Source organism: Nonomuraea sp. NPDC046570 (genome assembly GCF_040645915.1).
Taxonomy (GTDB): Bacteria; Actinomycetota; Actinomycetes; order Streptosporangiales; family Streptosporangiaceae; genus Nonomuraea.
In genome coordinates, this window is sequence record NZ_JBEYZF010000004.1 from 70,409 (window position 1) to 94,500 (window position 24,092).

The following is a 24,092-nucleotide window of genomic DNA, read 5'->3' on the forward strand; positions in this document are numbered from 1 at the left end:
TCGACTCCGACTGGCCCGCCTGACAAGATGTGACCCAATCGCCACTGTTTTCGCTTACGGGGCTTCGTGAATGGCCATAAACTCCGCGCCTGTGAGCCTGCCTGTACGTGAACGTTCCCCCCGGCCCGGCGGCGGTCGCCACCGCCGGCCCGTGCCAGCGTCCCTCCCGCCGGACGCTCCGGTGCTGGTCCTAGCCACCCCCGGCCAGACCCAGGGCCCGGCCGCCGAGATCGCGAACCTGGTCAGCGTGGACAACCCGCAGATCGAGGTACGCCTGGCCACGGTGGAGGCGCTTCCCGAGGCCATCCCCGCCGGGCGCCCGGCGATCGTGGTGCCGCTGCTGCTGTGGTCCGACCCCGATGTGATGGCGCGGATCCAGCAGACGGTGCCCGAGGGCACGACCGTGACCGAGTCGCTCGGCCCGCACCCGCTGCTGGCCGAGGCGCTGCATATCCGGCTGGCCGAAAAGGAGCTGGCCAGGGTCGATCGGATGCGGCTGCTCAGCGTGTCCAATCCCGTGGACGCGGTCATCCTGGGCACCGTCGGCGGCGAGCGGGCCGTGCACGAGGCTCAGGCGACGGCCGTACTCCTGGCCTCCAGGCTGACGCTCCCCGTCGTCGCCGCCTCGCTCGACAGCGAGCCCGGCGTGGGCGTGGCCGCCGAGCGGCTGCGCGCGGCCGGCGCGCAGCGCCTGGCCATCTCGCCCTGCCTGATCGGGGACGAGAGCGCGCCCGGCACCCTCGAGGCGGCGGCACGCGGCATCGGGGCCGGGTACGCCGAACCGCTCGGCGCGCACGGCGCCGTGGCCGAACTCGTCGCCCGCGCCTACGGCAGTCAACTGGCGACCTGACGCTTGTAGAGATCGAGTAGCCCGCGTTACCGTCGGCAGATGCGCAACGTGCGGGTATCCGGCAAGCGGCTGGGCTTACGCGACGTCACGGAGGACGACGTCGAGAGCCTGCACGCGATCTACGGCGACCCCGCGGTGACCGCGCATCTGCCGTACGGCCCGCGCAGCCGCGACGACGTCGAGGCGCTCGTCGCGGAGGCGATCGCCGCCGCCGAGGCGGCCACCCGCAGGCTGTACGTCCTGGCCGTGATCGACCACGACACCGCCCAGGTGATCGGGGTGGCCAGGCTGCACATCGAGGCCGACCACCCGCACAGCGCGGAGATCGGCCTCGGCCTGCGCCCCGACCTGTGGGGGCGGGGCATCGGGACGGACCTGATCCGGCTGCTGCTGACGTTCGGGTTCCGCGAGCTCGGCCTGCACCGGCTCTGGGGCGCCCGCTCCCCGTCCAACACGGCGGCCCAGCTCGCCATGCTCGTCGCCGGCATGGTCGAGGAGGGCCGCGTCCGCCACCATGTGCTGACCCCGGACGGCTGGCGCGACTCGATCGTCCACTCCGCTCTGGAGGACGAGTGGGAGGGCGAGCGCCGGTAGCCGGCCGCGCGGGCAAAGTCCTTTCCACAGGTGAGCCCGGACCCGCCGAGATTGTCGGTGCCGCGCTCTAGCATGAGCCACCTCTAAGGAGGGATGGTCGCTCATGCTCGACTCGTTGATCGTGCCGCTTCTGGTCACCACCGACCTGCCGCCCGAGGCGGATCTGGCCGAGTTCGGACGACTGCTCACCGGCGCCGCCCGCACCCTCGACCGCGACGGGGAGAGCTACGACGGCTTCCTGGCCGGCAAGGTCTTCTGGCTCGACCAGCCGACCCCGCCGGGCGCCGCCCCCGCCCAGGGCGACCTGCGCTTCGCCGCCCTGGTCGGCTTCCTGGCCGCCGCCGGCTCGGAGCACGCCACCCGGGAGGTGGTCGCCGACGCCCGCAGGGCGATCAGCGCCGCGGTGGACGCCCGCTACGGCGACCTCGGCGCCGCCACCCCCGCCGTCATGGCCATCAGAGCCAGGGACGTGCGCGAGCGCAGCCCTGAGTCGGCCCTCACGGTCGACACCGAGGACGCCCGCACCGACCTCGTCTCGGCCACCCACGCCTACCTCTGACTCCGCGTATCACCCCGGCGAGCGTTCAACTTCCCGCAAAGACCCCCGGCGGGTGACTGTGGCGTTACGCGCGGGGGTAGAGGTTTCCCATGCTCTATGGCAAGGAACATGTGAGGCGCTACCAGGAGACCGACGGCGCCGAAGGCCACGACTGGAACAACACCACCGTCCTGCTCCTGACCACGAAGGGGCGGACGTCGGGCAGGCCGTACACCACGCCGCTCATCTACCAGCGCGACGGTGAGAACCATGTGGTGGTGGCCTCCAAGGGTGGCGCTCCTGCCGACCCGGACTGGTATCTGAACCTGCGGACCTACCCCGACGTCGAGGTACAGGTCAAGGGGGACAGGTTCAGGGCGAGGGCGCGTACGGCGACGGACGAGGAGCGGTCGCGGCTCTGGGAGCTGATGAACCGCACCTGGCCCGACTACGACCAGTACCAGCAGAAGACGGACCGGGAGATCCCGGTGGTGGTCCTGGAGCGCGCCGCGTGAGAATGGGCGGATGAGCCGCGAGCATCACTACAGCACCACCGTCACCTGGACCGGCGACCTCGGCGAGGGTACAGCCGGCTACCGCGCCTACAGCCGGGACCACGAGGTCTCGGCCGGGGACAAGCCGCCCCTGCCCGGCTCCTCCGACCCCGCCTTCCGCGGCGACGCCGCCCGCTGGAGCCCCGAGGACCTGCTGGTCGCCTCGCTGGCGCAGTGTCACATGCTGTGGTTCCTGCACCTGTGCGCGGTCAACGGCATCGTCGTGACCGCCTACACCGACGAGGCGACCGGCGTCATGGAGGAGACCGCGGACGGCGCCGGCCGCTTCACCTCGGTGACCCTGCACCCCGCCGTGACCCTCGCCGACCCCGCCCTCGCGGACAAGGCCGCCGAACTGCACGAACAGGCCCACCGGCTCTGCTTCATCGCCAACTCGGTGAACTTCGACGTCCACGTGGACGGCTGACACCGGGCGGCAAGGCCCATTTGCCGGAACCCCGAGGAGCGCCCGGTTCGTTCTTCTGGCATGGCTGACATCCCCTATGACCGGCGAGAGCAGCTCAAGCAGATCCAGAGCGGGCTGCTGCCCGACGAACAGATCATCGCGGTGTACGACGCCATCGGCACGGGCACCGGTTTCCTCGGGCTCACCAACCGGCGGGTGATCGTCCAGGACAAGTCGTTCGTGGGCAAGCGGCTGGCGATCACCAGCATCCCCTACGGCAAGGTGTCCGCGGTGAGCGTGGTGAGCAACAAGTCGATGGCGGGCACGTTCTTCTCCTCAGGCGCGATCGCCATCCACGTGGGCACGCACACCTACGAGGTGGAGTTCCGCGGCGACAACAAGGCGCACCACGTCCACAACGTGATCCTCCACTACATCTCCTAGGCGCGCAGGGAGGCGTAGAGGCCGGCCGTCCGCGCGGCGACGCTGGACCAGGAGAAGTGCTCGACCGCGCGCGCCCGGCCCGCCTCGCCCAGCCGCCGCGCCCGCTCGGGGTCCCCCAGCAGGGCGTTCACCCGCTCGGCCAGATCGGCGGCGAACCGTTCCGGATCGTACGGCTCGCCGTCGGCGCCCTGGTCGATCGGCACCAGCAGGCCGGTCTCCCCGTCGGCCACCACCTCGGGGATGCCGCCCGTCGCGGTGGCCACCACGGCGGTCTCGCAGGCCATCGCCTCCAGGTTCACGATGCCCATCGGCTCGTAGACCGACGGGCAGACGAACACCGCGGCGTGCGTGAGCAACTGGATGACCTCGGGCTTGGGCAGCATCTCGGAGATCCAGAACACGCCCTCCCGGTCCAGCCCCTGGACCAGCCCGGCGACCTCGGCGGCGATCTCCGGCGTGTCCGGCGCGCCCGCGCACAACACCAGTTGCGCGTCCGGGTCGAACGACCGGGCGGCGCGCAGGAGGTGCACGAGCCCCTTCTGCCGGGTGATCCGGCCCACGAACACCACGTACGGCCGGCGCGGGTCGATGCCGTGCCGTTTCAGGACGTCGTCGGCCCGGTCGGGGGCGTACTCGGCGGTGTCGATGCCGTTGTGGATGACGGTGACCCGTTCGGGCGCGATCTCCGGGTAGGCGGCGAGCACGTCGCGGGCCATCCCCGCCGACACCGCGATCACCGCGTCGGCCGCGGCGAGGGCGGTGCGTTCGGCCCACGAGGACAGGGTGTAGCCGCCGCCGAGTTGTTCGGCCTTCCACGGGCGCAGCGGTTCGAGGCTGTGGGTGGTGACCACGTGGGGGGTGCCGTACAGCATCTTGGCGACGTGGCCGGCGAAGTTGGCGTACCAGGTGTGGCTGTGTACCAGGTCGGCGCCCTGGCAGGCGGCAGCCATCTCCAGGTCGGCGCCGAGCACCTGCAGCGCGGCGTTGGCCGTCCGCAGCCCGTCGGGCGCCCGGTAGGCGGCCACGCCGGGCTCGTCGCGGGGGGCGCCGAAGCAGCGCACCCGGACGTCGGCCAGCCGCCGCAACTCCCTGGCGAGGTATTCGACGTGCACCCCCGCCCCGCCGTACACCTCGGGTGGATACTCGCGGGTGAGCAGATCTACGCGCATGGCCCAACCCTACGATCGGCCGGGCGCCTGGGGCACGCCGCCACCCGCACAGGCGGTGGGGCCGTGCTCTTCCACCGTTTCGTGTTGAGTCGCGGGGCTCTGAGATAGTCGTTCCGATTCGGGGTAACTTCTGCACATGATGTCGCGCAGGGTCCTCGCAGTGGTGCTCGCCGGTGGAGAGGGAAAGAGGCTGATGCCGCTGACGGCTGACCGGGCGAAACCCGCGGTGCCGTTCGGTGGGATGTACCGGCTCATCGACTTCGTCCTGTCGAATCTGGCCAACGGCGACTACCTGAAGATCGTGGTGCTGACGCAGTACAAGAACCACAGCCTCGACCGGCACATCTCCAGCACCTGGCGGCTGTCGGCGATGCTCGGCAACTACGTCACGCCGGTGCCCGCGCAGCAGCGGCTCGGGCCGCGCTGGTTCTCCGGGTCGGCCGACGCGCTGTTCCAGAACCTGAACCTGATCTACGACGAGCTGCCCGACCACGTGATCGTGTTCGGCGCCGACCACATCTACCGGATGGACCCCCGGCAGATGGTCGCCCAGCACGTCGACTCGGGCGCGGATGTCACCGTGGCGGCGATCCGGCAGCCGCTGTCGCTGGCCGACCAGTTCGGCGTCATCGAGGCCGACGCGGCCGGGCGCAGGATCGCGGCGTTCCGGGAGAAGCCGAAGGACGCGGTCGGGCTGGCCGACTCGCCGCACGAGGTGTACGCCTCGATGGGCAACTACGTGTTCAGGACGCAGGCGATGATCGACGCCGTGCGGGAGGACGCGCTCGACCCGACCAGCAAGCACGACCTGGGCGGCAACATCATCCCGATGCTGGTCAAGGCGGGCGGCGCGGAGGTCTACGACTTCGCGAACAACATCGTGCCCGGCTCCACCGAGCGCGACCGCGGCTACTGGCGCGACGTGGGAACGCTGGACGCCTACTACGACGCGCACATGGACCTGATCTCCGCCCACCCGGTCTTCAACCTGTACAACGACCGCTGGCCCATCTACGCCGGCCACATGCCGCTGCCGCCCGCCAAGTTCGTGCACAACGAGGGGGACCGGGTGGGCCGCGCGATCGACTCCCTGGTCTCCCCCGGAGTGATCGTCTCCGGGGGTACGGCGATGCGCTCCATCCTGTCGCCCAAGGTGGTCCTGCACTCGCACTCCCTGGTGGAGGACTCGGTGCTGATGGACAACGTGAAGGTCGGCCGGGGCGCGATCGTGCGCAAGGCCATCATCGACAAGAACGTGGTGATCCCGGACGGCGCCCGGATCGGCTTCGACCTGGACTACGACCGGACCCGCTTCGCGGTGACCCGGGGCGGCGTGGTGGTGATCGGCAAGAACGAGATCGTCGACCGCTGAGTCACGGGCCTCCGGGACGGAAGCGCGGCAGGACGGCGTTCAGGTCGGGCACCTCGTGCCCGAGGGACAACCGTGATCATATGTTGGGATGTCCCTGCCAGTCAGGGCATCTCTACAGCAGCATCTCGTAGGGGCCGAACGTGGGCCCGAGAGTCGTTCTGCCTTCGATCAGCGTGCACGGTACGCGGTGGACGCCGTGCTCGCCCTCTCCCGCGACGGCCTCCAGCAGTCGCGCGGCGGCGACCTGGCCGACCTCGACCAGGCAGGGGTCGATCGTGGTCAGCAGTCGCTCCCACCTGGAGGTCAGCCCCCGCCAGTTGTCGTAGCCGACGATGGCGACGTCGTCGGGGATGCGCAGGCCCGCCTGGGCCAGGACGGCGTACGCGCCGAGCGCGATCTCGTCGTTGGCGGCGAAGATCGCGTCCATGGGTTCGCCGGAGTCGAGGAGGCGGCGGGCGGCCTCGGCGCCCCAGTGGCGTTTGTAGTCCCCGTGCAGCGGCCCGCCGAGGACCGGTCGCAGCCTCTCGCGCTCCAGGACCCCCAGCAGTCCCGCCCATCGCTGCTCCACCGCGGGGAAGGCACGGTCGGCGGTGATGTGCGCGATGTGGCGGCGGCCGAGCCGTACGAGGTGCTCCCCGGCCATGGCGCCGGCCGCCTGGTTGTCGGGCAGGACGAGGATGTCCTTGCCGGGGCCCGGCACGCTGAAGGCGTAGACGACCGGGGCGGGGAAGTCGATCGCCCAGGCCACGTTGGCCAGGTCGGGGTTGTCGCCGATGACGAGGAGCCCGTCGACCCGGCGCGCCTTGAGGCGCTTGAGGTGCTCGACCAGCACCTGCGGGGTCTCGTGCCCGTCGAGCGTCAGGGAGGCGATGCCCTGCCGCCCGAGGAAGTCGTTGGCTCCGATCACCAGCGGCATGCTGAACAGGCCGGGAGCGTTCTCCGCCAGGATGCCGACGATGAAGCTCTTGCCGGTCACGAACGACCTGGCCAGCACGTCGGGCTGGAACTGCAGCCGCTCGGCCGTCGCCAGGACGTGCGCGCGGGTGGCGGCGGAGACGCGACCGGCCCCGCTCAGGGCCCGGGAGGCGGTGGAGATCGACACCCCGGCCGCGGCGGCGACATCGCTCAGACTGACTTTGCTGGCCATCCCGCCCATCGTAGCGGTCGTGATTGCGCAAGCGTTGCCGCACATCTAACTCTAGACGAGCACAGTAGTGAGGATCACAATCGGCGGCAATTGCGGAAACGTTTGCGCAACCTGATGAGGAGCACCCCCCATGGCTCGCAGGAAGAGATTCGCCGCCGCGTTGACGGCCGGGCTCATGATGATCGGCCTGGGATTACCGGCCGGGCCGTCCTACGCCGACCCGGTGCCGGAGTCCGCGACCGTGACCTTCGGCACCGCGCTCACCGCCCAGGCCGCCACCGTCAACGCCTCCCCCGGCGGCAACGATCCGGCCGTGAACGTCAGGAACCTCGGCGGGCGGGACTGCTGGGAGATCGGGCCGGGCAGGCCCAGCCAGTACGTCTACGTCACGCTGGATCCGGCGCTCAAGCCACCTGGGCGAACGGCATGGGCGGAAGCCAGCGGCCGGTCTGCGTGTCCGCTTTCGCGCTCAAGCCGTCCCCCTTCGCCACCGACAACGTCCAGGTCAAGGTCACGACGCTCGGCAACGTCTTCACCCCGGGCGACGCGGCGACCTTCGGCGTGCTGAGCGCCAGGGACGCCACCGTGCGCTGGAGCGCGCGCGACTACGCGGGCCGGGAGGTGGGCGGCGGCGAGGTGCCGGTCGACCCGGTCAGCCGGGAGGGACGGATCGACGCGGGCGTGCTGCCGCACGGCTACTACACCCTGTCGGTGCGGGGCAGCGACCACACGGCCGGCACGGTGGTCCGTACGGCGGGCTTCGCGGTCATGAACCCCGCCCCCGACCCGGCCCAGACCGCGGACTCGATGTTCGGCATCAGCCACCACCGAGCCCCGGTCTCCGGATTCACCTGGGACGACACCACCGCGCTGGCCGCCAAGGCGGGCGTCGAGAACGTCCGGGTGGACTCCGTCTGGTGGAACAACATCGAGAAGCCCAAGGGCGAGTACCACTTCCCCGAGCTCAGCGAGCACGTCGTCGGCAACCTCGCCGAGCGCGGCCAGCAGGCCCTGCTCATCCTGGGGCTGGGCAACGCCGACTACGGCAACATCCCCAGCACGCCGGAGGCGTACGAGGCGTTCGGCAGGTACGCCGAGGCGGTGGCCGACCACTACAAGGGCAAGGTCGGCGCGCTGGAGGTGTGGAACGAGTACTACGGCGGCTTCACCAGCGGCGTCTGCTCGCAGAGCGCCAAGTGCTACGCGAAGATGATCGCCGCCGCCTACCCGAAGATCAAGGCGAAGGCGCCGGGCGTCCGCGTCGTCGGGGCCTCCTCGTTCAAGGCGCCGCTGGACTGGTTCGAGGAGCTGTTCCAGCTCGGCGGCCTGGACAACATGGACGCGATCTCCATCCACCCCTACCGGGCGCCGGGCACGCCAGAGGGCGTGGAACTGGACGTCGAGGGCCTGAAGAAGCTGATCAGGAAGTACAACGGCGGCGCGGACAAGCCCATCTGGATCACCGAGCAGGGCTGGTCCTCCGCGGGCGCCAAGGGCGTCGGCGTGAGCGAGAAGGTCCAGGCGCGGTCGGTCGCCCGCGCCCTGCTGACCGCCAAGGCGGCGGGCATCGAGAAGTACTTCTGGTACGACCTGGTCAACGACGGGGTCAACCCCGACAACAGCGAGCACAACTTCGGCATGCTCCGCAAAACCGGCCCCGACGCGACCTCACTCAACCCGAAGCCGTCCTTCCTCGCCTACGCGACGGCGGCCAGGGAGCTGACCGGCGCGAAGTTCGTCGGCAAGGTCGACACCGGGGACAAGGACCTGCACGCCTACCGGTTCGAGGGCGTGACGGCGCTGTGGAGCGGCGACCGGGTCGGCAGGCCGGTCAAGCTGCGGGCGCGGCAGCCGGTCACGGTGGCCGACATGCTGGGTACGGAGCACACGCTCACCCCTGTCGGAGGCTGGGTCTACCTGACGCTGACCGGGGAGCCGGTCTACGTGCGCGCCTCGGTGGACGGCGTCAAGAAGGCGCGGCTGGTCACCCTGTCCGCGCCGGACAGGGTCGCCGCCGGCGGCACGGTCCCGGTGACCGTGCGGGTGGACGGCTCGGGCGGGCCGCGCCGTACCGTGTCCGTGGAGATCGAGGGGCGGCGGCACGAGGTTCCGGCCGCGTCCGGGCGCGTGGTGGTCGACGTTCCCGCCGGGAGTGTGGCGGGGACCAGGACGGTGGCGGCGAAGGTCGTGATCGGCGGGGTCCAGGCGGGTCTGGCCGCCATCGAGGCCGAGGTCACCGCGGCTCCCGTGGAGGTCGACGTCACGCCCGAGATCGGCCGGGACCGGGCCAACCGCCTGAAGATCACCGTGAGCAACCGGTCGACCGATCGTGCCGCACAGGTGCGGAGTATCGACTGGTCCTACGGCGACCGGAGCGGGTCGCTGCCGGTCGACGCCGCCGTGGCGCCGCTCGCCTCGAGCACGTTCTTCGCCGAGGTCGGCGAGCAGCCCTACTACAGCGTCAAGCCGGTCCAGGTGACCGCCGATGTGGACGGCCGGAGCGTGCAGGACGGCGACGCGTTCGCCTTCAGCCCCATCGTCCGCGCCACCCCCCGGCTCAGGAACGGGAAGCTGACGGGGCTGGACAAGGCGCCGGTGATCGACCTGGCGAGCGTGGGGGCGTACAAGACGATCGGCGCGGCCGACGCCGACGCGGACATGTGGGCGACCTGGGACCACAGGCACCTGTACGTCTCGGCGGTGGTGAAGGAGGAGACCTACCGTCCGGCCAAGAAGGCGTTCTGGCTGCCCGCGGGCGACAGCCTCGGCATCGGAGTGCAGCCGGGCAAGCCGGGCGCGGGGCTCGGCGCCTGGGGAGCCGAGTGGTACATGCTCTTCGCCGGGCAGAGCGCGGAGGGGAACAAGGTGTTCGTCGAGTCGCTGCCCAGGACGTACCCGGTGGGGCTGATGGACGGCGCCAAGGTCGAGGTGGCCAGGGACGAGCAGGCCCGGACGACGACGTACCTGGTGGCGATCCCCTGGGAGCGGATCCCGCCGCTGTCACCTGAGGATCCCGCGTTCTCGCTGACCCTCACCGTCAACAAGAACGACGGCGTGGACCGGGACAACTACCGTTCGCTGGGCCTGCGCGGCTGGCAGAGCTGGGGTGACGGGCTCAACAACTGGAAGCTGGCCGGTTACCAGCAGGCGCAGGTGGTCCGATGAGACTCGCCATGGTCGTCCTGCTGCTGTCGGGCGCCCTGCTCACACAGGCGGGCCCGGCGGAGGCCGCCGGGCACACGATCGCGGTCACCTCGCCGAGCCTGATCTTCGAGCCCGGCCGGGAGTCCATCAGGATCGCCTCCTCAGCCGCGTCGGTGAGCTGGCGGATCGCCGACGAGCAGGACACCACCCTGCGGACCGGCACGAGCTGGATGTCCTCCGGGCAGGCCACCGTCAACGCCACGGGCCTCGGCCCCGGCTACTTCGGGCTGTCGCTGCACGCGGGCTCGGCCGCGAACCCGACCGACCTGCGCACCTCGTACGCGGTGATCGAGCCGGTGCCCGCCGCCTCCCGCGACGCCCCGTTCGGCGCGGCCGTGCACATCGGGCGTCCAGGCTGGCCTCTCGGGGTGCTCGACGAGGCGCGCAGGATCGGGATCAGCCACATCAGGGAGGACGCCTACTGGCACCGCTTCGAGACCACACCCGGCGCCTACACCTACCCTCCGGCCTTCACCGCCGAGATGGACCGCGCCCGCGCCCTGGACATCACCCCGCTGGTCATCGCGAACGGCGTCAACCCGCTCTACGACAACGGCCGCACCCCGAGCAGCCCCGCGGGCGTCGCGGCGTTCGGGAACTTCGCCGCCGCCCTGCTCGGCCGGTACGGCGAACGCGACGTGGAGGTGCTCAACGAGTACAACGCCACCACCTTCAACACCAGCGTCTGCGGCACCACCGCCGCCTGCTACCTCGACGTCCTGCGGGGCGTCTCCCCGGCGGTGAGGGCCGCTGTGCCCGGCGCCGACATCGTCGGCCCGGCCACGATCGGGGTGGCGAACTGCGTGCGCGCCGACGGCACCAAGTGCTTCGCCCCCGACCTGATCGACCGCGGCGGCCTGGCCCACCTCGACGCCTACAGCGTGCACCCCTACCACTACCCCGGCGGGCCCGAATGGCTGGGCGGGCCCGGAGACACCGTGGCCGGGCTGCGCCAGCGCATCCGCGCCGCCAACAACGGCCAGGACAAGCCGATCTACCTCAGCGAGATGGGCTGGCCCACCGACACCGGCCACGGCACCACCGAACGACAGCAGGCCGACAACCTGATCAGGCTGTACGCCGTGGCGCTGGCCGACGGCGTGCACCGCGTCTACTGGTACGACCTGGTCAACGACGGCTCCGACCCGGCCGACAAGGAGCACAACTTCGGCCTGCGCGCGTGCCGGTGCTCGACCTGGAAGACGTCCCCGCGGAAGTAATGACCGGGCCGCCGGGCCAGGGCAAACGGAATGCCATGGCACCCCGCCGATTTCCGTCAAGGCGGGCGACACCTCGTTTTCGGCGCGGCCCACGAAGATCGCCCTGTGGTACCTCTCGCATGCGGCACTACAAAAACCGGCCACGGAGGATGTGGAATTCCCATGCGTGAAGTTATGGCGCTCCGCGACGAACGGCAGCAGGCGATAGCCGGGCACCCGTTCTTCGAATGGTTGCATTCCGACCGCGCCCCGCTGGAGGAGCGCCTGACGTTCGCTCCGATGGGCGCGTTCTTCATCATGCAGTTCTGCGACATGAACCGCTGGGTGCTGCGCTTTCCCGAATCCCGCGACGAGTACCGCTGGGTCATCAACACCGGCACCTACGAGGACGAGACGCATTCGCGGCTGTTCATGGAGGAGTGGCGCCGGCTGGCTCTGGACAAGCGGCTGGGCTGGCGGGCGAGCGACATGCTGTGGTGGCTGTTCCTGTCGCCGGACCAGGAGGTGTTCCGGCGCAGCGGCATCGAGTTCACCGCCCTCGCGGTGGAGGACGACGACGACCCGCTGGTCCGCTTCGGCCACTCCGAGGGCGGGGAGGCCACCGGGCACGTGATGCTGAGCAACACAGCCAGGGTCGCCGCCGCGCTCCTGGAGCGCACCGGCACGGAGTACCGCTACTTCGGCGACCACCACCTGACCTTGGAGTCCGGCCACGTCGCGAACATCGAGGGCGTCTTCGAGACCGCGAAGCTCGATCCGGCCCGCCGGGCGAAGGCCATGGAGCTGTGCGGCCGGATGTTCGACATCTTCGAGCGCGTCTTCGACGGCTTCCACGCCTACGCGCGCATGTACGTGGAGACCGGCACGGTGCCGGTCCGGCCCGATGACCGGCCGCGTCAGGCGGAGGACTCCTGGTCCGCCGCGCCTGCGGTGGTGCGTCCCGCCGACATCCGGGACACCGAGGTGTGGAACCGGCTGAACGCCCGCAAGGCGCGAGCCGCCGCGCACCCGTTCTACGCGTGGCTGGCGGACGAGAACGGCCTGCCGGCCAGGCAGAAGCTGCAGCGGTTCGTCCCGATGTGGCTGGTGGACGTGTTCGGCTACCGGGACCTCAACAAGTACGCGATGACCTATCCGCATCCGCAGAGCGCCGCGCAGCGGGAGATCAACGCGTGGGCGGAGCGGCTCAGCCGGCACAGCGCTTTGTTCCTCGACGACTGGGACGCGCTGGAGCTCGACGACGTCCTCAACCTGTCGGCCGGGGAGACGCTGGAGTTCGTGTTCCTCGACCGGGACATGGACCTGCACCGGGAGCACATGATCGAGTTCGCCAAGCTGGCGCTGCGCCACAGCGACCCGGCGGTCCGCTGGTGGCTGATGACGGCGCTGGAGTCGACGGGCGAGGCGTTCTTCGCGAACGTCGCCCCGCTCGCCCGGGCCGCCGAGCGGGAAACCGGCGTCCGGCTCGACTACCTGGCCGGACGGCACGACCCCGTGACGGGCCCGCCGGCCGCCGGGGCGCCGCCGGAGCCGCTCACCGGTGAGACCCAGCGCGTCGCGCTGGAGCTGATGGACACGGTCTTCGACGCGATGGAAAGCCAGCTCACGCTTTCGCTGTCCATCGCCCGCGCGAACAAGTTCGGCGTTTCCTGATAAAAGCGATGCACCCCGGGCCTGAATGGCGTAGTTCACGCCCGGGGCGGAGAGGAAGCGGCGATCCAGCCGGGGGGCGCCATTCCCACCGGACAGAAAACCACCTCTTTCAGCGCTTTTCCCTACCGTAGCGGCGGCTTTCCATCACGTGCCACAGAATTACTCGGCGCGGGTGTCCTTGGGCCACGAAAGGGCGCCCGTGCCAGGAAAGGCGCCGAACGACGACTGATCCACCCGGAAGCGCGGCAGCGCCTCCGGGTGCTTGGTCCTGATGTACTCCACCAGGTGCTCGCGCACATCGCACTTGAGGTCCCACGCCGAGGCGGAGTCGGCCGCGCTCATCAGCGCCCGCAGTTCGACCAGGCCGTTCGGCAGCACGTCGGTGACCTGCAGCGTCCAGTCCTTCTGGTCCCACAGCGGGTTCTCCTTGATGAAGCGGTGCAACTCCTCCCGGAGCTCGTGCGCGGGCACGGACCAGTCGACGCGCAGCAGGACGGCGGCGATCACCCGGCTGCCATGCCGGGTCCAGTTCTCGAACGGGTTCTGGGTGAAGTAGGAGACGGGGAAGACCAGCCGCCGCTCGTCCCACGACCTGATCACGACATAGGTCAGGGTGAGTTCCTCGATCCTGCCCCACTCGTCGTTGACCACGACCACGTCGTCGAGCCGCAGCGCGTCGCTGAAGGCGAGCTGCAGCCCGGCGAGCAGGTTGCCGATGGTCGACTGGGCGGCGATGCCGACGATGGCGCCGGCGATGCCCGCGGAGGCGAGCAGCCCGGCGCCCAGCGCCCGCACCTGCGGGAAGGTGAACAGCATCGCGCCCATCGCGACCACGACGATGACCGCGGCGGCGACCCGGCGGACCAGGGTGATCTGCGTCCTGATCCGCCTGGCCCGGCGGTTGCGGTCGCCCTCGATCTGCATGAGGTGGGCGAGGACGACGTCGGTGACGGCGTAGGCGACCTGGATGACCAGCCAGGTCACGCAGGCGATGGTGAGCACCCCCGCGATCCGGTCGATCATGCTGCCGATCGGCCCGTCCACGTAGACGGGCACGGGCGTGGTCCGGCGCAGCACGGGGTCCACCATCGCCGGGGTGAAGACGGTGTTGAAGGCGATCAGGGCCGCGACCGTGTACGCGGGCCAGGTGCAGCGTTTGACGACGTACCCGGTGAACTCCCAGTTGCGGCCCACCCGTTTCAGGATCCGCCGGGCCAGTTCCACCGTGAGGACCGCCCCGATGACCGAGACGATCAGGACGGGCCAGCTCGACGGCGACACAGTCACTCCCCCAATGTTTCAGAATGTCTCGTCAAAACTCACGTTTCCCTCAACCGCCACCTGGTAAGCGGAAACCCGGCGTTCGAAGAAGTTCGCCAGCTCCTGGACGTCCTGCAGTTCCATGAAGCCGAACGGGTTGGCGGTGCCGTACCTGATCGGCATGCCGAGGCGGCGCAGCCGCTGGTCGGCGACGTACTCCAGGTAGTCGCGCATCTCGTCGGCGCTCATCCCGGACATGCCGTCGCCGCACAGGTCGCGGGCGAAGGCCAGCTCGGTCTCGACCGCCTCCTCCAGCATCCGGGTGACCTGCTCGGCGAGCTTGTCGTCGAACAGCGAAGGTTCCTCCGACCGTACGGTGTCCACCACGCTGAAGGCGAACTCCATGTGCATGGACTCGTCGCGGAACACCCAGTTCGTCCCGGTGGCCAGGCCGCTGAGCAGGCCGCGCGAGCGGAACCAGTACACGTAGGCGAAGGCGCCGTAGAAGAACAGCCCCTCGATGCAGGCGGCGAAGCAGATCAGGTTGAGCAGGAACGCCCGCCGGTCGGCGGCCGTCTCCAGCCGGTCGAGGCCGCCCAGGGAGTCGATCCAGCGGAAGCAGAACTCCGCCTTGTCGCGGATGGACGGAATGTGCTCGATCGCGGCGAAGGCCTTGACCCGCTCGTCGGGGTCGGGGAGGTAGGTGTCGAGCAGCGTCAGGTAGAACTGCACGTGCACGGCCTCCTCGAAGAGCTGCCTCGACAGGTAGAGGCGCGCCTCGGGGGCGTTGACGTGCTGGTAGAGGTTGAGCACGAGGTTGTTGGCGACGATGGAGTCGCCGGTGGCGAAGAAGGCGACCAGGCGGTTGATGAGGTGGCGCTCCTGCGGCGTCATCCGGGCCAGGTCGGCCAGGTCGGTGTGCAGGTCCACCTCCTCGACCGTCCAGGTGTTGCGGATGGCCGCGCGGTACCTCTCGTAGAAGTCCGGGTAGCGCATCGGCCGGAGGGTCAGGTCCATCCCAGGGTCAAGCAGCATTTCAGGAAATCTCCGTCTAAAGGGTTACTGGCAGGCTTCGCAGATCTCGGGGTTCTCCAGGGAGCAGGCGACGGCCTCCTCCACCGGCAGCGCCTGCACGGTGGTCTGGGCGATCCGGGTGGCCGGGCGCGAACGCAGGTAGTAGGTCGTCTTCAGCCCCTGCTTCCACGCGTAGGCGTACATCGACGACAGCTTCCCGATCGTCGGCGTGGCCATGAACAGGTTCAGCGACTGCGACTGGTCGATGTACGGCTGCCGCGCCGCCGCCAGGTCGATGAGCGCCTTCTGCGGCAGCTCCCAGGCGGTCCGGTAGAGCACCTTCAGGTCGGCGGGCACGGCCGCGAGGTCCTGCACGGACCCGTCGGCCCGCTTGAGGTCGTCGCGCAGCGCCTGCGTCCACAGCCCGCGCGCCTGAAGGTCGGCCACCAGGTAGCGGTTGACCTGGAGGAACTCGCCCGACAGGGTCTCCCGCTTGAACACGTTGGACACCTGCGGCTCGATGCACTCGTAGCAGCCGGCGATCGAGGCGATCGTCGCGGTGGGCGCGATCGCGACCATCAGCGAGTTGCGCAGCCCGGTCTCGGCGATCTTCTCGCGCAGCGCCGTCCAGGACGGCGAGGCGCCCAGGCCGTAGTGGTCGGGGTGCAGCACCCCGGCCGCGGCCCTGGTCTCGGCGTAGGACGGGTGCCTGCCCAGCTCGGCGGCCAGGTCGGCGGAGGTGTCGTAGGCGGCCAGCGCGATCTCCTCGGCGATCCGGGTGGACAGCGCCAGTGCCTCGGGCGCGTCGAACGGCAGGCGCAGCGCGAAGAACACGTCCGCCAGCCCCATCACGCCGAGCCCGATCGGCCGCCACCTCCTGTTGGCCGCCTCGGCCTCGGGGGTGGGGTAGAAGCCCAGGTCGATGGTCTTGTCGAGGAAGCGGACGGCGGTCCGCACGGTGGCGCGCAGCCGCGCCCAGTCGATCGAGCCCTCACGCAGGTGGGCGGCCAGGTTGACCGAGCCGAGGTTGCAGACGGCGGTCTCGCCGTCGCTGGTGACCTCCAGGATCTCGGTGCACAGGTTGGACAGGTGGATGACGTTCTCGGGGCGGGCGGTCTGGTTGGAGGTGCGGTTGGCCGCGTCCTTGAAGGTCATCCAGCCGTTGCCGGTCTGGGCGAGGGTGCGCATCATGCGGCCGTAGAGCACCCGGGCGGGGAGCTGCTTGACGTAGCGCCCGGCGGCCTCGCACTCGCGGTAGGCGCGGTCGAAGGCCTCGCCGTACAGGTCGGTGAGCTGCGGGACCTCCTTGGGGTCGAACAGCGACCAGAGCTCGTCCGCCTCGACCCGGCGCATGAACTCGTCGGGGACCCAGTTGGCCAGGTTCAGGTTGTGCGTACGGCGGGCGTCCTCGCCGGTGTTGTCGCGCAGTTCCAGGAACTCCTCGATGTCGGCGTGCCACGTCTCCAGGTACACGCACGCCGCCCCCTTGCGCCGCCCGCCCTGGTTGACCGCCGCCACCGAGGAGTCGAGCGTGCGCAGCCACGGCACGATGCCGTTGGAGTGCCCGTTGGTGCCGCGGATCAGCGAGCCGCGGGAGCGCACCCTGCTCCAGGCGATGCCGATGCCGCCGGCGTACTTCGACAGCCTGGCCACCTGGCCGTACCGCTCATAGATCCCCTCCAGCTCGTCGCGCGGCGAGTCCAGCAGGAAGCACGAGGACAGCTGCGGCCGGCGCGAGCCGGAGTTGAACAGCGTCGGCGAGGAGGGCAGGTAGGACAGCGTGGACATCAGCCCGTACAGCTCGGCCGCCTCCGCCACCGAGGCGGACAGGCCGCAGGCCACGCGCAGGAAGAAGTGCTGGGGCCGCTCCAGCACCGCCCGGGTCTCGGGGTGGCGCAGCAGGTAGCGGTCGTAGACCGTGCGCAGGCCGAAGTACTCGAACCGGCCGTCAGCGGTCGTGTCGACCAGCGCGTCCAGCTCGGCGGCGTGCGCGGCGACGAACTCGGCGAGGCCGTCCTGGATCAGGCCCGCGGCGTGGGTGGCGGCGATGGAGTCGGAGAAGGTGCGCACGCCGTGCGTGGCGGCCTCGTCGGCGATCTCCTCGGCCAGCAGTCCGGCGGCGATCCTGGAGTTCTCCGGGTCGGCGATCACCCGGGCCGCGGCCTGCTCGATGGCCTGCCTGCGGTCAACCTCAACGATCTGCGTCACGTGCTCTACTCCTCGCGAGCTCTTCCCCCGTGAGGGCACGCGAGAGCACCGCGACGCAAGGAACCCCCGGCCGCGCGACTCCCGGGCCCTCCCTCGAGGCCCATGGAACGATCACGTCGCCGGCAGGTCTTCGGACTCGCGGGCACGCCGGATGGCGCCTAGTGGCCGTCGCTTCCCAGATCTCTCCAGTGCTCATGACGGCGGTCGTTCCCGCTCACCGCTGCGGGGCAGTCCCGGACTCACACCGGGTTCCCTATTGCTCCGCCCTCTCGCGAGGGCGAACCAGCGACAGTCCAGGATCCTACATCTAGTGGCCGTTGCCGCAACTACCCCAACAAGTTGTGTCGAGCAGGCCCAGGTCGCGGAGTGCGCCGCGGGTTCGCCCGGTCTCCGACTCCAGCCACGCGCCGAAGTCGTCCCCGGTGAGCGGCAACGGCCTCCACCCCCGGGTACGGCACGCCTCCAGCCACGACTCCGACTTGATCACCCGGTCGATCATCTCGACCGCCGCGGTCTTGTCGATCTCGCGCATCCGGGGCGGGCCGAGCACGGCGCACCAGTCGGTGAAGTCGATGCGCACGCCCGCCTCCAGCAGCGGGGGCGCGTCCACGCCGGGGACGCCGGCGGCCGAGGAGACGGCCAGCGGCCGTACCCTGCCCTGGTCGATCCGGTCGCGCCAGGCCGACAGCGGCCCGGCGGCGACGCCCGCCCGGCCGCCGAGCAGCGCGGTGGCCGCCTCGACCGGACCAGGGTAGCCCGCGTAGTCGAGCAGCCGCGCGTCGGCCCCGAGCCCCTGGGCGACCAGCCCGAACAGCAGGTGGTCGGCCTCGCCCTGCGGCCCGCCGGCGAGCAGCAGCTTCGTCGGGTCGGCGACGAGGTGGGCGGCGAAGTCCTCGAAGCCGGTCAGGCGCGAGTGCCTGGCCACGACGAGTACCTCCGGCTCGCCGACCAGCCTGGCCAGCGGGGTGCCCTCGGCGAGCGGGCCGCCGCCGTCGTTGATCTCGGCGGCGAGGGCGGGCAGGCCGGTCACGGTGAGCCGGGTGATGGTCCCGGGCCCGGCGAAGGCGCCGGCGCCCGCGACGTCGACGCCTTCGCGCCCGAGGATCCTGGACAGCGCCTGCGCGAGAGGCGTCCAGGTCTCCCCGCCGGGGACGACGGACACGCGCCCGAGCGTGCCGCCGCCCTTGGCGCCGCCGCAGCCCGTCAGGCACGCGGCCGCGCCGAGCCCCCAGGCGAGGAACTGCCGACGGCGCACGGGACCCCCCTCCCGACGACCACCCGATACTTTATGTTATCGATATATCACGGTAAGTCACACACCGGGGTCACTCCTCGTCGGCCGGGAGGGTGAACAGGCGGATGTACAGCGGCCTCGCGCCGGGGGGCGCGTCCTCGGCCCGATGGCTGTACTTCAGCAGCAGCGCGATGTACTCCTCGTGGAAGTCGTGGAGCTCCTCCTTGGTCATCCGGCCGAACCCGCGCGAGGACTTGGCCCAGCCGGGGTCCCGGCGGTAGGCGGCCGGGAAGCGGTCGAGCAGGTCGCGCTCCTCCTCCATGCCGATGCGGTGGAACTCGGCGAGCACCGAGCGGTCCTCGGGGGCGAGCTGGTCGGGGGTGGGCAGGCGGTAGTCGCGCGGGCCCGCCGCCTTGCGCCACCAGCGCTCCCGGCCCGCCGACCGCTCGGCGATCTCCTCGACGAAGCCGTACTTCTCCAGTTGGCGCAGGTGGTAGCTGGTGGTGCCGGTCTTGGCGCCGAGTTGTTCGCCCAGCGTGGTGGAGGTGGCGGGGCCGTGCACCTCCAGCAGGCGCAGCATCTGGCGGCGCATGGGGTGGGCCAGCGCCTTCAGCCTGCCGGGGTCGAGGAGGAGGGGATCGTCATCCTTCATGATGAACACCCTAATCCTGCAGAACGATATCTGCAGAGAAGCCTTTGCCGACAACTCTCTGCAGACTACTTTCGGCATATGTCGAGAATTCGGGTGCTCCTTCTGCTGGCCGTCGCCCCGGCCCTGCTGCTCCTCGCCTCCCCCGCGGCGGCCACGCCGCCCGCCGTACCCGCCGACCTGGTCACCGCGGAGGTCAGCTTCCGCGGTGGCGGCGGGCTCGCGCTGCACGGCACCGTCGTGTCCCCCGCCGCCCCCTCCGCCGAGCCGCGGGCCGGGCTCGTCCTGGTGCACGGCGCGGGCGAGGGCACCAAGCGCGCCAAGCTGCTCGGCGAGGCGGTGGAGTTCGCCCGCCGCGGCCTGGCCGTCCTCGTCTACGACAAGCGGACGGTCGGGTACACGCTCTTCGACCGCTCCTTCAGCGCGCTCGCCGACGACGCGCTCGGCGCCGTGGCCGCGCTGCGCGCCAGGCCGGGGGTCGACCCGGCCAAAGTCGGCCTCTGGGGGCTGAGCGAGGGCGGCTGGGTCGTCCCGCTGGCCGCCTCGCGCTCGGCCGACGTCGCCTTCGTCGTCGTGGTGGGCGCCAACGCGCAGCACCCGCTGCGCCAGCAGACCTGGGCGGTCGCCTCGGGGCTGCGCAAGGCGGGCGTCTCCGGCTCGATGGTGGAGCGGACCGAGCCGGCCCTGTACCGGGCGATCGCCGATGGCGGGCTGTTCCCCGAGGCCTACTACGAGCCGCAGCGGGTGCTGCGGCAGATGCGCCAGCCGCTGCTGGGCATCTGGGGCACCGACGACCTGCTGACGCCCCCGAGGGAGAGCCCGCCGCTGATCGCGCGGGCCCTGAAGGAGGGCGGCAACACCGCCTACACGATGCGGTTCTTCCCGGGCGCCGACCACGCCGCCCACCAGACCCCCGACGGCGGCGTTACCCGGCTGCCCGCGCTGGCCCCCGGCTACGCCGACCTGGTCGGCTCCTGGGTCTCCGACGTGACCTCGGGCCGCCTGCCCGAGGCCGACCTGCCCGCCGACCTGCCCGCGCAGGCCGCCCCGACCGTCGCGGTGCCGCCGCCGGCCTGGTGGGAGTCCGCGCTCCCGCAGACCGCCGCCCTGGTGCTGTTCCTGGTGGCCTTCACCGCCTACCCGGTGGTCGCGGTGGTCCGGCGGGTGCGGGGGCGCTCGCCCGTGCTCACCGCCCGCGCGCCGCGCGTGCTCGGCGCGGCCGGACCGGTCGCGGTGTTCGGCGGCTTCACCTACCTGATGGTCGTGTGCATGAACGGCGGCAAGCTCGCCTCCCCCGGCCCGATCCTGGGCGGCCGGCCGCTCATCTGGCTCGGCCTGCAGGCCCTCGCCCTCGCCGCCGTCGTCGCCACGGCGATGACCGTCCCCGCCTGGCGGCGCGCGACCGGCGCGGAGAAGGTACGGCTCGGCCTCCTACTCGCGGCGGGCGCGGTGTTCCTGCCCTGGGCGCTGTACTGGGGCCTGCTGCTCCCCTGAGAATACGATCTTGGGCCTATCCAGGCCACGCTCCCGCTGGCTATGTTCCACCTGTGGCCGACCAGATCGAGAACTACCCCTTCCCCGCGGGTCCCCGCGGCTGCCCTGCCCACCAGTACGCCGCCAGGCGTGAGAACGACCCGCTCGGCACCGTCAGGCTGCCGAGCGGCGACCTCTCCGGCCTGGCCGTACGGCACGCCGACGCCCTGATGGTGTTCGGCGACTCGCGCTTCACCCGCGAGCTGACCTACCAGGGCGCCCCCAGGATCTACCCGGGCTTCGACGTGTCCACCGACCCCGACTCGATGATCAACATGGATCCGCCCCGGCACTCGCGGCTGCGGCGGCTGATGTCGGGGGCGTTCACCCCCCGCCGGATCGAGGCGTGGCGGCCCCGGGTGCGGACGCTGGCGCACGAGCTGGTGGACGGGCTGCCGGAGGAGTTCGACTTCGTCACCGCCTTCGCCTTCCCGCTGCCCGTGCAGGTGATCTGCGAGGTGATGGGCGTCGACGGCATCGACACCGAGCGGGTGCGCGACTGGACCGACGCGTTCGTCACCTCCTCGGGACGGACCGTGGACGAACGCATCCACGCGGCGCTGGAGTTCGCCGGGTACATCGCCGAGCTGATCGCCGCCCATCGCGACGACCCGGGCGACGGCGTGCTGGCCGCGCTGATCACCGCGCACGACGAGGGCGACCGGCTCAGCGACGAGGAGCTGGTGCGCAACACGCTCGGGCTGTTCCTGGCCGGGCACGAGACCACCGGCACCGTGCTGACCCGCTCGATGCTGCGGCTGCTGGCGCCGCGCGACGGCTGGGAGCGCCTGGCCGCCGAGCCCGCCGTGATCCCGAACGCCGTCGAGGAGCTGCTGCGCTCCGAGGCGCCCGGCGAGGGTTCGATGATCAGGGTGGCCACCGAGGACGTGGCACTGCCCTCGGGCGTGATCAGGAAGGGCGAGCCGGTCATCGCCTCGTTCATCGGCGCCAACCACGACCCCGAGGTGTTCCCCGACCCGTTCACCCTCACCCTGGACCGGGAGAACGCGGCCGGGCACCTCAGCTTCGGCCGCGGCGCGCACTTCTGCCTGGGGGCGAGCCTGGCCAGGATGGAGCTGCAGGAGGCGCTCGGCGTGCTGACCGAACGCCTCCCCGGCCTGCGGCTGGCCGAGGAGGCGGACAAGGTCGTCTGGTCGGGCGAACTGGTCTACCGCCCCGGGAGCCTGCTGCTGCGGCGCTGACCGCCGCGCGCGGAGATCACTCCACGGTGACGCTCTTGGCCAGGTTGCGCGGCTTGTCGACGTCGCGCTCCAGCGCGACCGCCGCGTGGTAGGCCAGGAGCTGCAGCGGGATGGTGAGCAGGATCGGGTCGAGCTCGATCTCGTTCTTCGGCACCACGATCACGTCGTCGGCCAGCTTGGCGTCCGGCTCGCGGTGGCCGACCATCAGCACCCGGCCGCCGCGGGCGCGGATCTCGCCGAGCGTGGTGAGGTTCTTGTCGAGCAGCTCGTCGTCGGGCACGATCGCCACGGTCGGCAGGTCGGGGCCGATGAGGGCGAGCGGGCCGTGCTTGAGCTCGCTGGCCGGGTACGCCTCGGCGTGCACGTAGGAGATCTCCTTGAGCTTCTGCGCGCCCTCGCGGGCGACCGGGTAACCCCGGACCCGGCCGACGAACATCATGCTGGGATTCTCCGCGTACTTCCGGGCCAGCTCCGCGATCCTGTCGCCCTGCTTGAGGATCTGCTCGACCTGGTCGGGCAGCTTGCGCAGCCCCTCGCAGATGCGCCGCCCGTCGGCGGGCGACAGGTCGTGCACCCGCCCGAAGTGCAGTGCGAGCAGCGCGAAGGCGATCGCGGTCGAGGTGAACGCCTTGGTGCTGGCCACCGACACCTCGGGGCCCGCGTGCAGGTAGACACCGCCGTCCACCTCGCGGGCGATGGCGCTGCCGACCGCGTTGACGATGCCGATGACCCGGCCGCCCTTGCGCTTCAGCTCCTGGACGGCGGCGAGCGTGTCGTAGGTCTCCCCCGACTGGCTGATCGCGACGTACAGCGTGTCGGGGTCGACGACCGGGTTGCGGTAGCGGAACTCGCTGGCCGGCTCGGCGTCGGCGGGGATGCGCGCGAGCTCCTCGATGAGCTGCGCGCCGATTTGTCCCGAGTAGTAGGCCGACCCGCAACCGATGATCTTCACCCGGCGAAAGGACCGGGTCTCGCGGGCGTCCATGTTGAGGCCGCCCAGGTGGGAGACGTGAAAGCGGTCGTCCAGGCGGCCGCGCAGGGTGCGGGCGATCGTCTCGGGCTGCTCGGAGATCTCCTTGAGCAGGTAGTGCTCGTAGCCGCCGGTGTCGTAGTGCCCGGCGTCCCAGTCGACGGTCAGCGGCTCCTTGGCGGTCTCGCGGGCGTCGCTGGCGAAGGTGTGGAAGCCGTCCGCGCGCAGCACCGCGAGCTCGCCGTCCTCCAGGTGCACGACCTGGCGGGTGTAGCGGACCAGGGCCGCCACGTCGGAGGCGGCGAACATCTCCTTCTCCCCGATGCCCAGCACGATCGGGCTGCCGTTGCGGGCCACCACGATCTCGCCGGGCCGCTGGGCGTCGACGACCGCGATGCCGTACGTGCCGACGACCCGCTTGAGGGCCCTGCGGACCGCCTCCTCCAGCGAGTCGGTGTCCTCGACCGTGGCGGAGATCAGGTGCGCCAGGACCTCGGTGTCGGTCTCCGAGAGGAAGACGAAACCGTCGGCCTCCAGTTTGGCGCGCAACTCGTTGGCGTTCTCGATGATGCCGTTGTGCACGACCGCGACGCGCTCGTCGGCCGACAGGTGCGGATGGGCGTTCACGTCGCTCGGCACGCCGTGGGTGGCCCAGCGGGTGTGGCCGATGCCGAGGTTGCCCTTGAACCGGGCGGGCACGACCTTGGCCAGGTCGGCCACCCTGCCCTTGACCTTGCGCATCTTCAGACCCTTGTTGGACACCACGACGCCGGCCGAGTCATACCCTCGGTACTCCAGGCGCTGCAGGCCCTCCAGCAGGATCGGGGCGGCGTCCTTGGGTCCGACGTAGGCGACGATTCCGCACATCCCA

20 protein-coding genes and 1 riboswitch are annotated in these 24,092 nt (G+C 70.9%); of the genes, 12 read left to right on the forward strand and 8 right to left on the reverse strand.

All coding sequences use genetic code 11. The features are described 5' to 3' along the window. Positions 1 to 151: 151 nt before the first annotated feature. The 6 genes from ABZ911_RS08645 (at position 152) to ABZ911_RS08670 (ending at position 3,386) form a co-directional block, all read left to right on the forward strand. Entirely contained in the window at positions 152 to 850 is a 699-nt protein-coding gene (locus ABZ911_RS08645; protein WP_358053420.1) for a hypothetical protein, read from the forward strand. A gap of 39 nt (positions 851 to 889) precedes the next feature. Next, a complete protein-coding gene (locus ABZ911_RS08650; protein ID WP_358053422.1) occupies positions 890 to 1,444 on the forward strand; it encodes a GNAT family protein in 555 nt (184 codons plus the stop codon). Between the two features lie 103 nt (positions 1,445 to 1,547). Beyond that, positions 1,548 to 2,003, forward strand: a complete 456-nt coding sequence (locus ABZ911_RS08655) for a hypothetical protein (protein ID WP_358053424.1) — start codon at positions 1,548 to 1,550, stop codon at positions 2,001 to 2,003. Positions 2,004 to 2,092: 89 nt separating this feature from the next. Continuing rightward, the gene (locus tag ABZ911_RS08660) at positions 2,093 to 2,497 is read left to right on the forward strand and encodes a nitroreductase family deazaflavin-dependent oxidoreductase (protein WP_358053426.1); all 405 of its coding nucleotides are present in this window, start codon (positions 2,093 to 2,095) and stop codon (positions 2,495 to 2,497) included. A 10-nt stretch (positions 2,498 to 2,507) separates the two neighbouring features. Beyond that, complete coding sequence (locus ABZ911_RS08665; RefSeq protein ID WP_358053428.1) at positions 2,508 to 2,963, forward strand: OsmC family protein; 456 nt, start codon at positions 2,508 to 2,510, stop codon at positions 2,961 to 2,963. A gap of 60 nt (positions 2,964 to 3,023) precedes the next feature. Continuing rightward, on the forward strand, positions 3,024 to 3,386 hold the full coding sequence (locus ABZ911_RS08670; RefSeq protein WP_358053430.1) for a PH domain-containing protein: 363 nt from the start codon (positions 3,024 to 3,026) through the stop codon (positions 3,384 to 3,386). Here ABZ911_RS08670 and glgA read toward each other — a convergent pair. Continuing rightward, complete coding sequence (gene glgA / locus ABZ911_RS08675) at positions 3,383 to 4,555, reverse strand: glycogen synthase (RefSeq protein WP_358053432.1); 1,173 nt, start codon at positions 4,553 to 4,555, stop codon at positions 3,383 to 3,385. The genes ABZ911_RS08670 and glgA overlap by 4 nt on opposite strands. A gap of 139 nt (positions 4,556 to 4,694) precedes the next feature. Here glgA and glgC point away from each other — a divergent pair, with 139 nt between their 5' ends. Next, the gene (gene glgC / locus ABZ911_RS08680; protein ID WP_358054021.1) at positions 4,695 to 5,927 is read left to right on the forward strand and encodes a glucose-1-phosphate adenylyltransferase; all 1,233 of its coding nucleotides are present in this window, start codon (positions 4,695 to 4,697) and stop codon (positions 5,925 to 5,927) included. Positions 5,928 to 6,039: 112 nt separating this feature from the next. Here the strand turns inward: glgC and ABZ911_RS08685 are convergent, their stop codons facing one another. After that, on the reverse strand, positions 6,040 to 7,074 hold the full coding sequence (locus tag ABZ911_RS08685; protein WP_358053434.1) for a LacI family DNA-binding transcriptional regulator: 1,035 nt from the start codon (positions 7,072 to 7,074) through the stop codon (positions 6,040 to 6,042). Positions 7,075 to 7,500: 426 nt separating this feature from the next. Between ABZ911_RS08685 and ABZ911_RS08690 the strand changes: the two genes are divergently transcribed. From ABZ911_RS08690 to ABZ911_RS08700, 3 genes are all read left to right on the forward strand, one after another. Next, positions 7,501 to 10,239 (forward strand): glycosyl hydrolase, encoded by a 2,739-nt coding sequence (locus tag ABZ911_RS08690; RefSeq protein ID WP_358053436.1) that lies wholly within the window; start codon positions 7,501 to 7,503, stop codon positions 10,237 to 10,239. Next, a complete protein-coding gene (locus ABZ911_RS08695; protein ID WP_358053438.1) occupies positions 10,236 to 11,498 on the forward strand; it encodes a hypothetical protein in 1,263 nt (420 codons plus the stop codon). The genes ABZ911_RS08690 and ABZ911_RS08695 overlap by 4 nt, the downstream gene beginning before the upstream one ends. 162 nt (positions 11,499 to 11,660) lie before the next feature. Further along, positions 11,661 to 13,151, forward strand: coding sequence for a hypothetical protein (locus ABZ911_RS08700; RefSeq protein ID WP_358053440.1), 1,491 nt, complete (start codon positions 11,661 to 11,663; stop codon positions 13,149 to 13,151). A 159-nt stretch (positions 13,152 to 13,310) separates the two neighbouring features. On the opposite strand, the gene ABZ911_RS08705 is transcribed toward ABZ911_RS08700, so the two are convergent. The 5 genes from ABZ911_RS08705 to ABZ911_RS08725 form a co-directional block, all read right to left on the reverse strand. Next, complete coding sequence (locus ABZ911_RS08705) at positions 13,311 to 14,432, reverse strand: mechanosensitive ion channel domain-containing protein (RefSeq protein ID WP_358053442.1); 1,122 nt, start codon at positions 14,430 to 14,432, stop codon at positions 13,311 to 13,313. An 18-nt stretch (positions 14,433 to 14,450) separates the two neighbouring features. Next, positions 14,451 to 15,446, reverse strand: coding sequence for a ribonucleotide-diphosphate reductase subunit beta (locus tag ABZ911_RS08710; RefSeq protein WP_358053444.1), 996 nt, complete (start codon positions 15,444 to 15,446; stop codon positions 14,451 to 14,453). Positions 15,447 to 15,470: 24 nt separating this feature from the next. After that, positions 15,471 to 17,633 (reverse strand): ribonucleoside-diphosphate reductase subunit alpha, encoded by a 2,163-nt coding sequence (locus tag ABZ911_RS08715; RefSeq protein WP_358053447.1) that lies wholly within the window; start codon positions 17,631 to 17,633, stop codon positions 15,471 to 15,473. 103 nt (positions 17,634 to 17,736) lie between these two features. Continuing rightward, a riboswitch (cobalamin riboswitch) is annotated at positions 17,737 to 17,935 on the reverse strand. A 5-nt stretch (positions 17,936 to 17,940) separates the two neighbouring features. Then, positions 17,941 to 18,888: a tripartite tricarboxylate transporter substrate-binding protein gene (locus ABZ911_RS08720; protein WP_358053450.1), complete on the reverse strand. Its 948-nt coding sequence runs from the start codon at positions 18,886 to 18,888 to the stop codon at positions 17,941 to 17,943. A gap of 70 nt (positions 18,889 to 18,958) precedes the next feature. Then, on the reverse strand, positions 18,959 to 19,519 hold the full coding sequence (locus tag ABZ911_RS08725; protein ID WP_358053452.1) for a helix-turn-helix domain-containing protein: 561 nt from the start codon (positions 19,517 to 19,519) through the stop codon (positions 18,959 to 18,961). Between the two features lie 78 nt (positions 19,520 to 19,597). Between ABZ911_RS08725 and ABZ911_RS08730 the strand changes: the two genes are divergently transcribed. After that, the gene (locus ABZ911_RS08730) at positions 19,598 to 21,010 is read left to right on the forward strand and encodes an alpha/beta hydrolase (RefSeq protein ID WP_358053454.1); all 1,413 of its coding nucleotides are present in this window, start codon (positions 19,598 to 19,600) and stop codon (positions 21,008 to 21,010) included. Positions 21,011 to 21,063: 53 nt separating this feature from the next. Further along, a complete protein-coding gene (locus ABZ911_RS08735; RefSeq protein ID WP_358053456.1) occupies positions 21,064 to 22,251 on the forward strand; it encodes a cytochrome P450 in 1,188 nt (395 codons plus the stop codon). Positions 22,252 to 22,267: 16 nt separating this feature from the next. Here ABZ911_RS08735 and glmS read toward each other — a convergent pair whose 3' ends face one another. Then, positions 22,268 to 24,088 carry a glutamine--fructose-6-phosphate transaminase (isomerizing) gene (gene glmS / locus ABZ911_RS08740; RefSeq protein WP_358053458.1) on the reverse strand — a complete coding sequence of 607 codons (1,821 nt, stop codon included), beginning with the start codon at positions 24,086 to 24,088 and terminating at the stop codon, positions 22,268 to 22,270. Between the last annotated feature and the right edge of the window lie 4 nt (positions 24,089 to 24,092).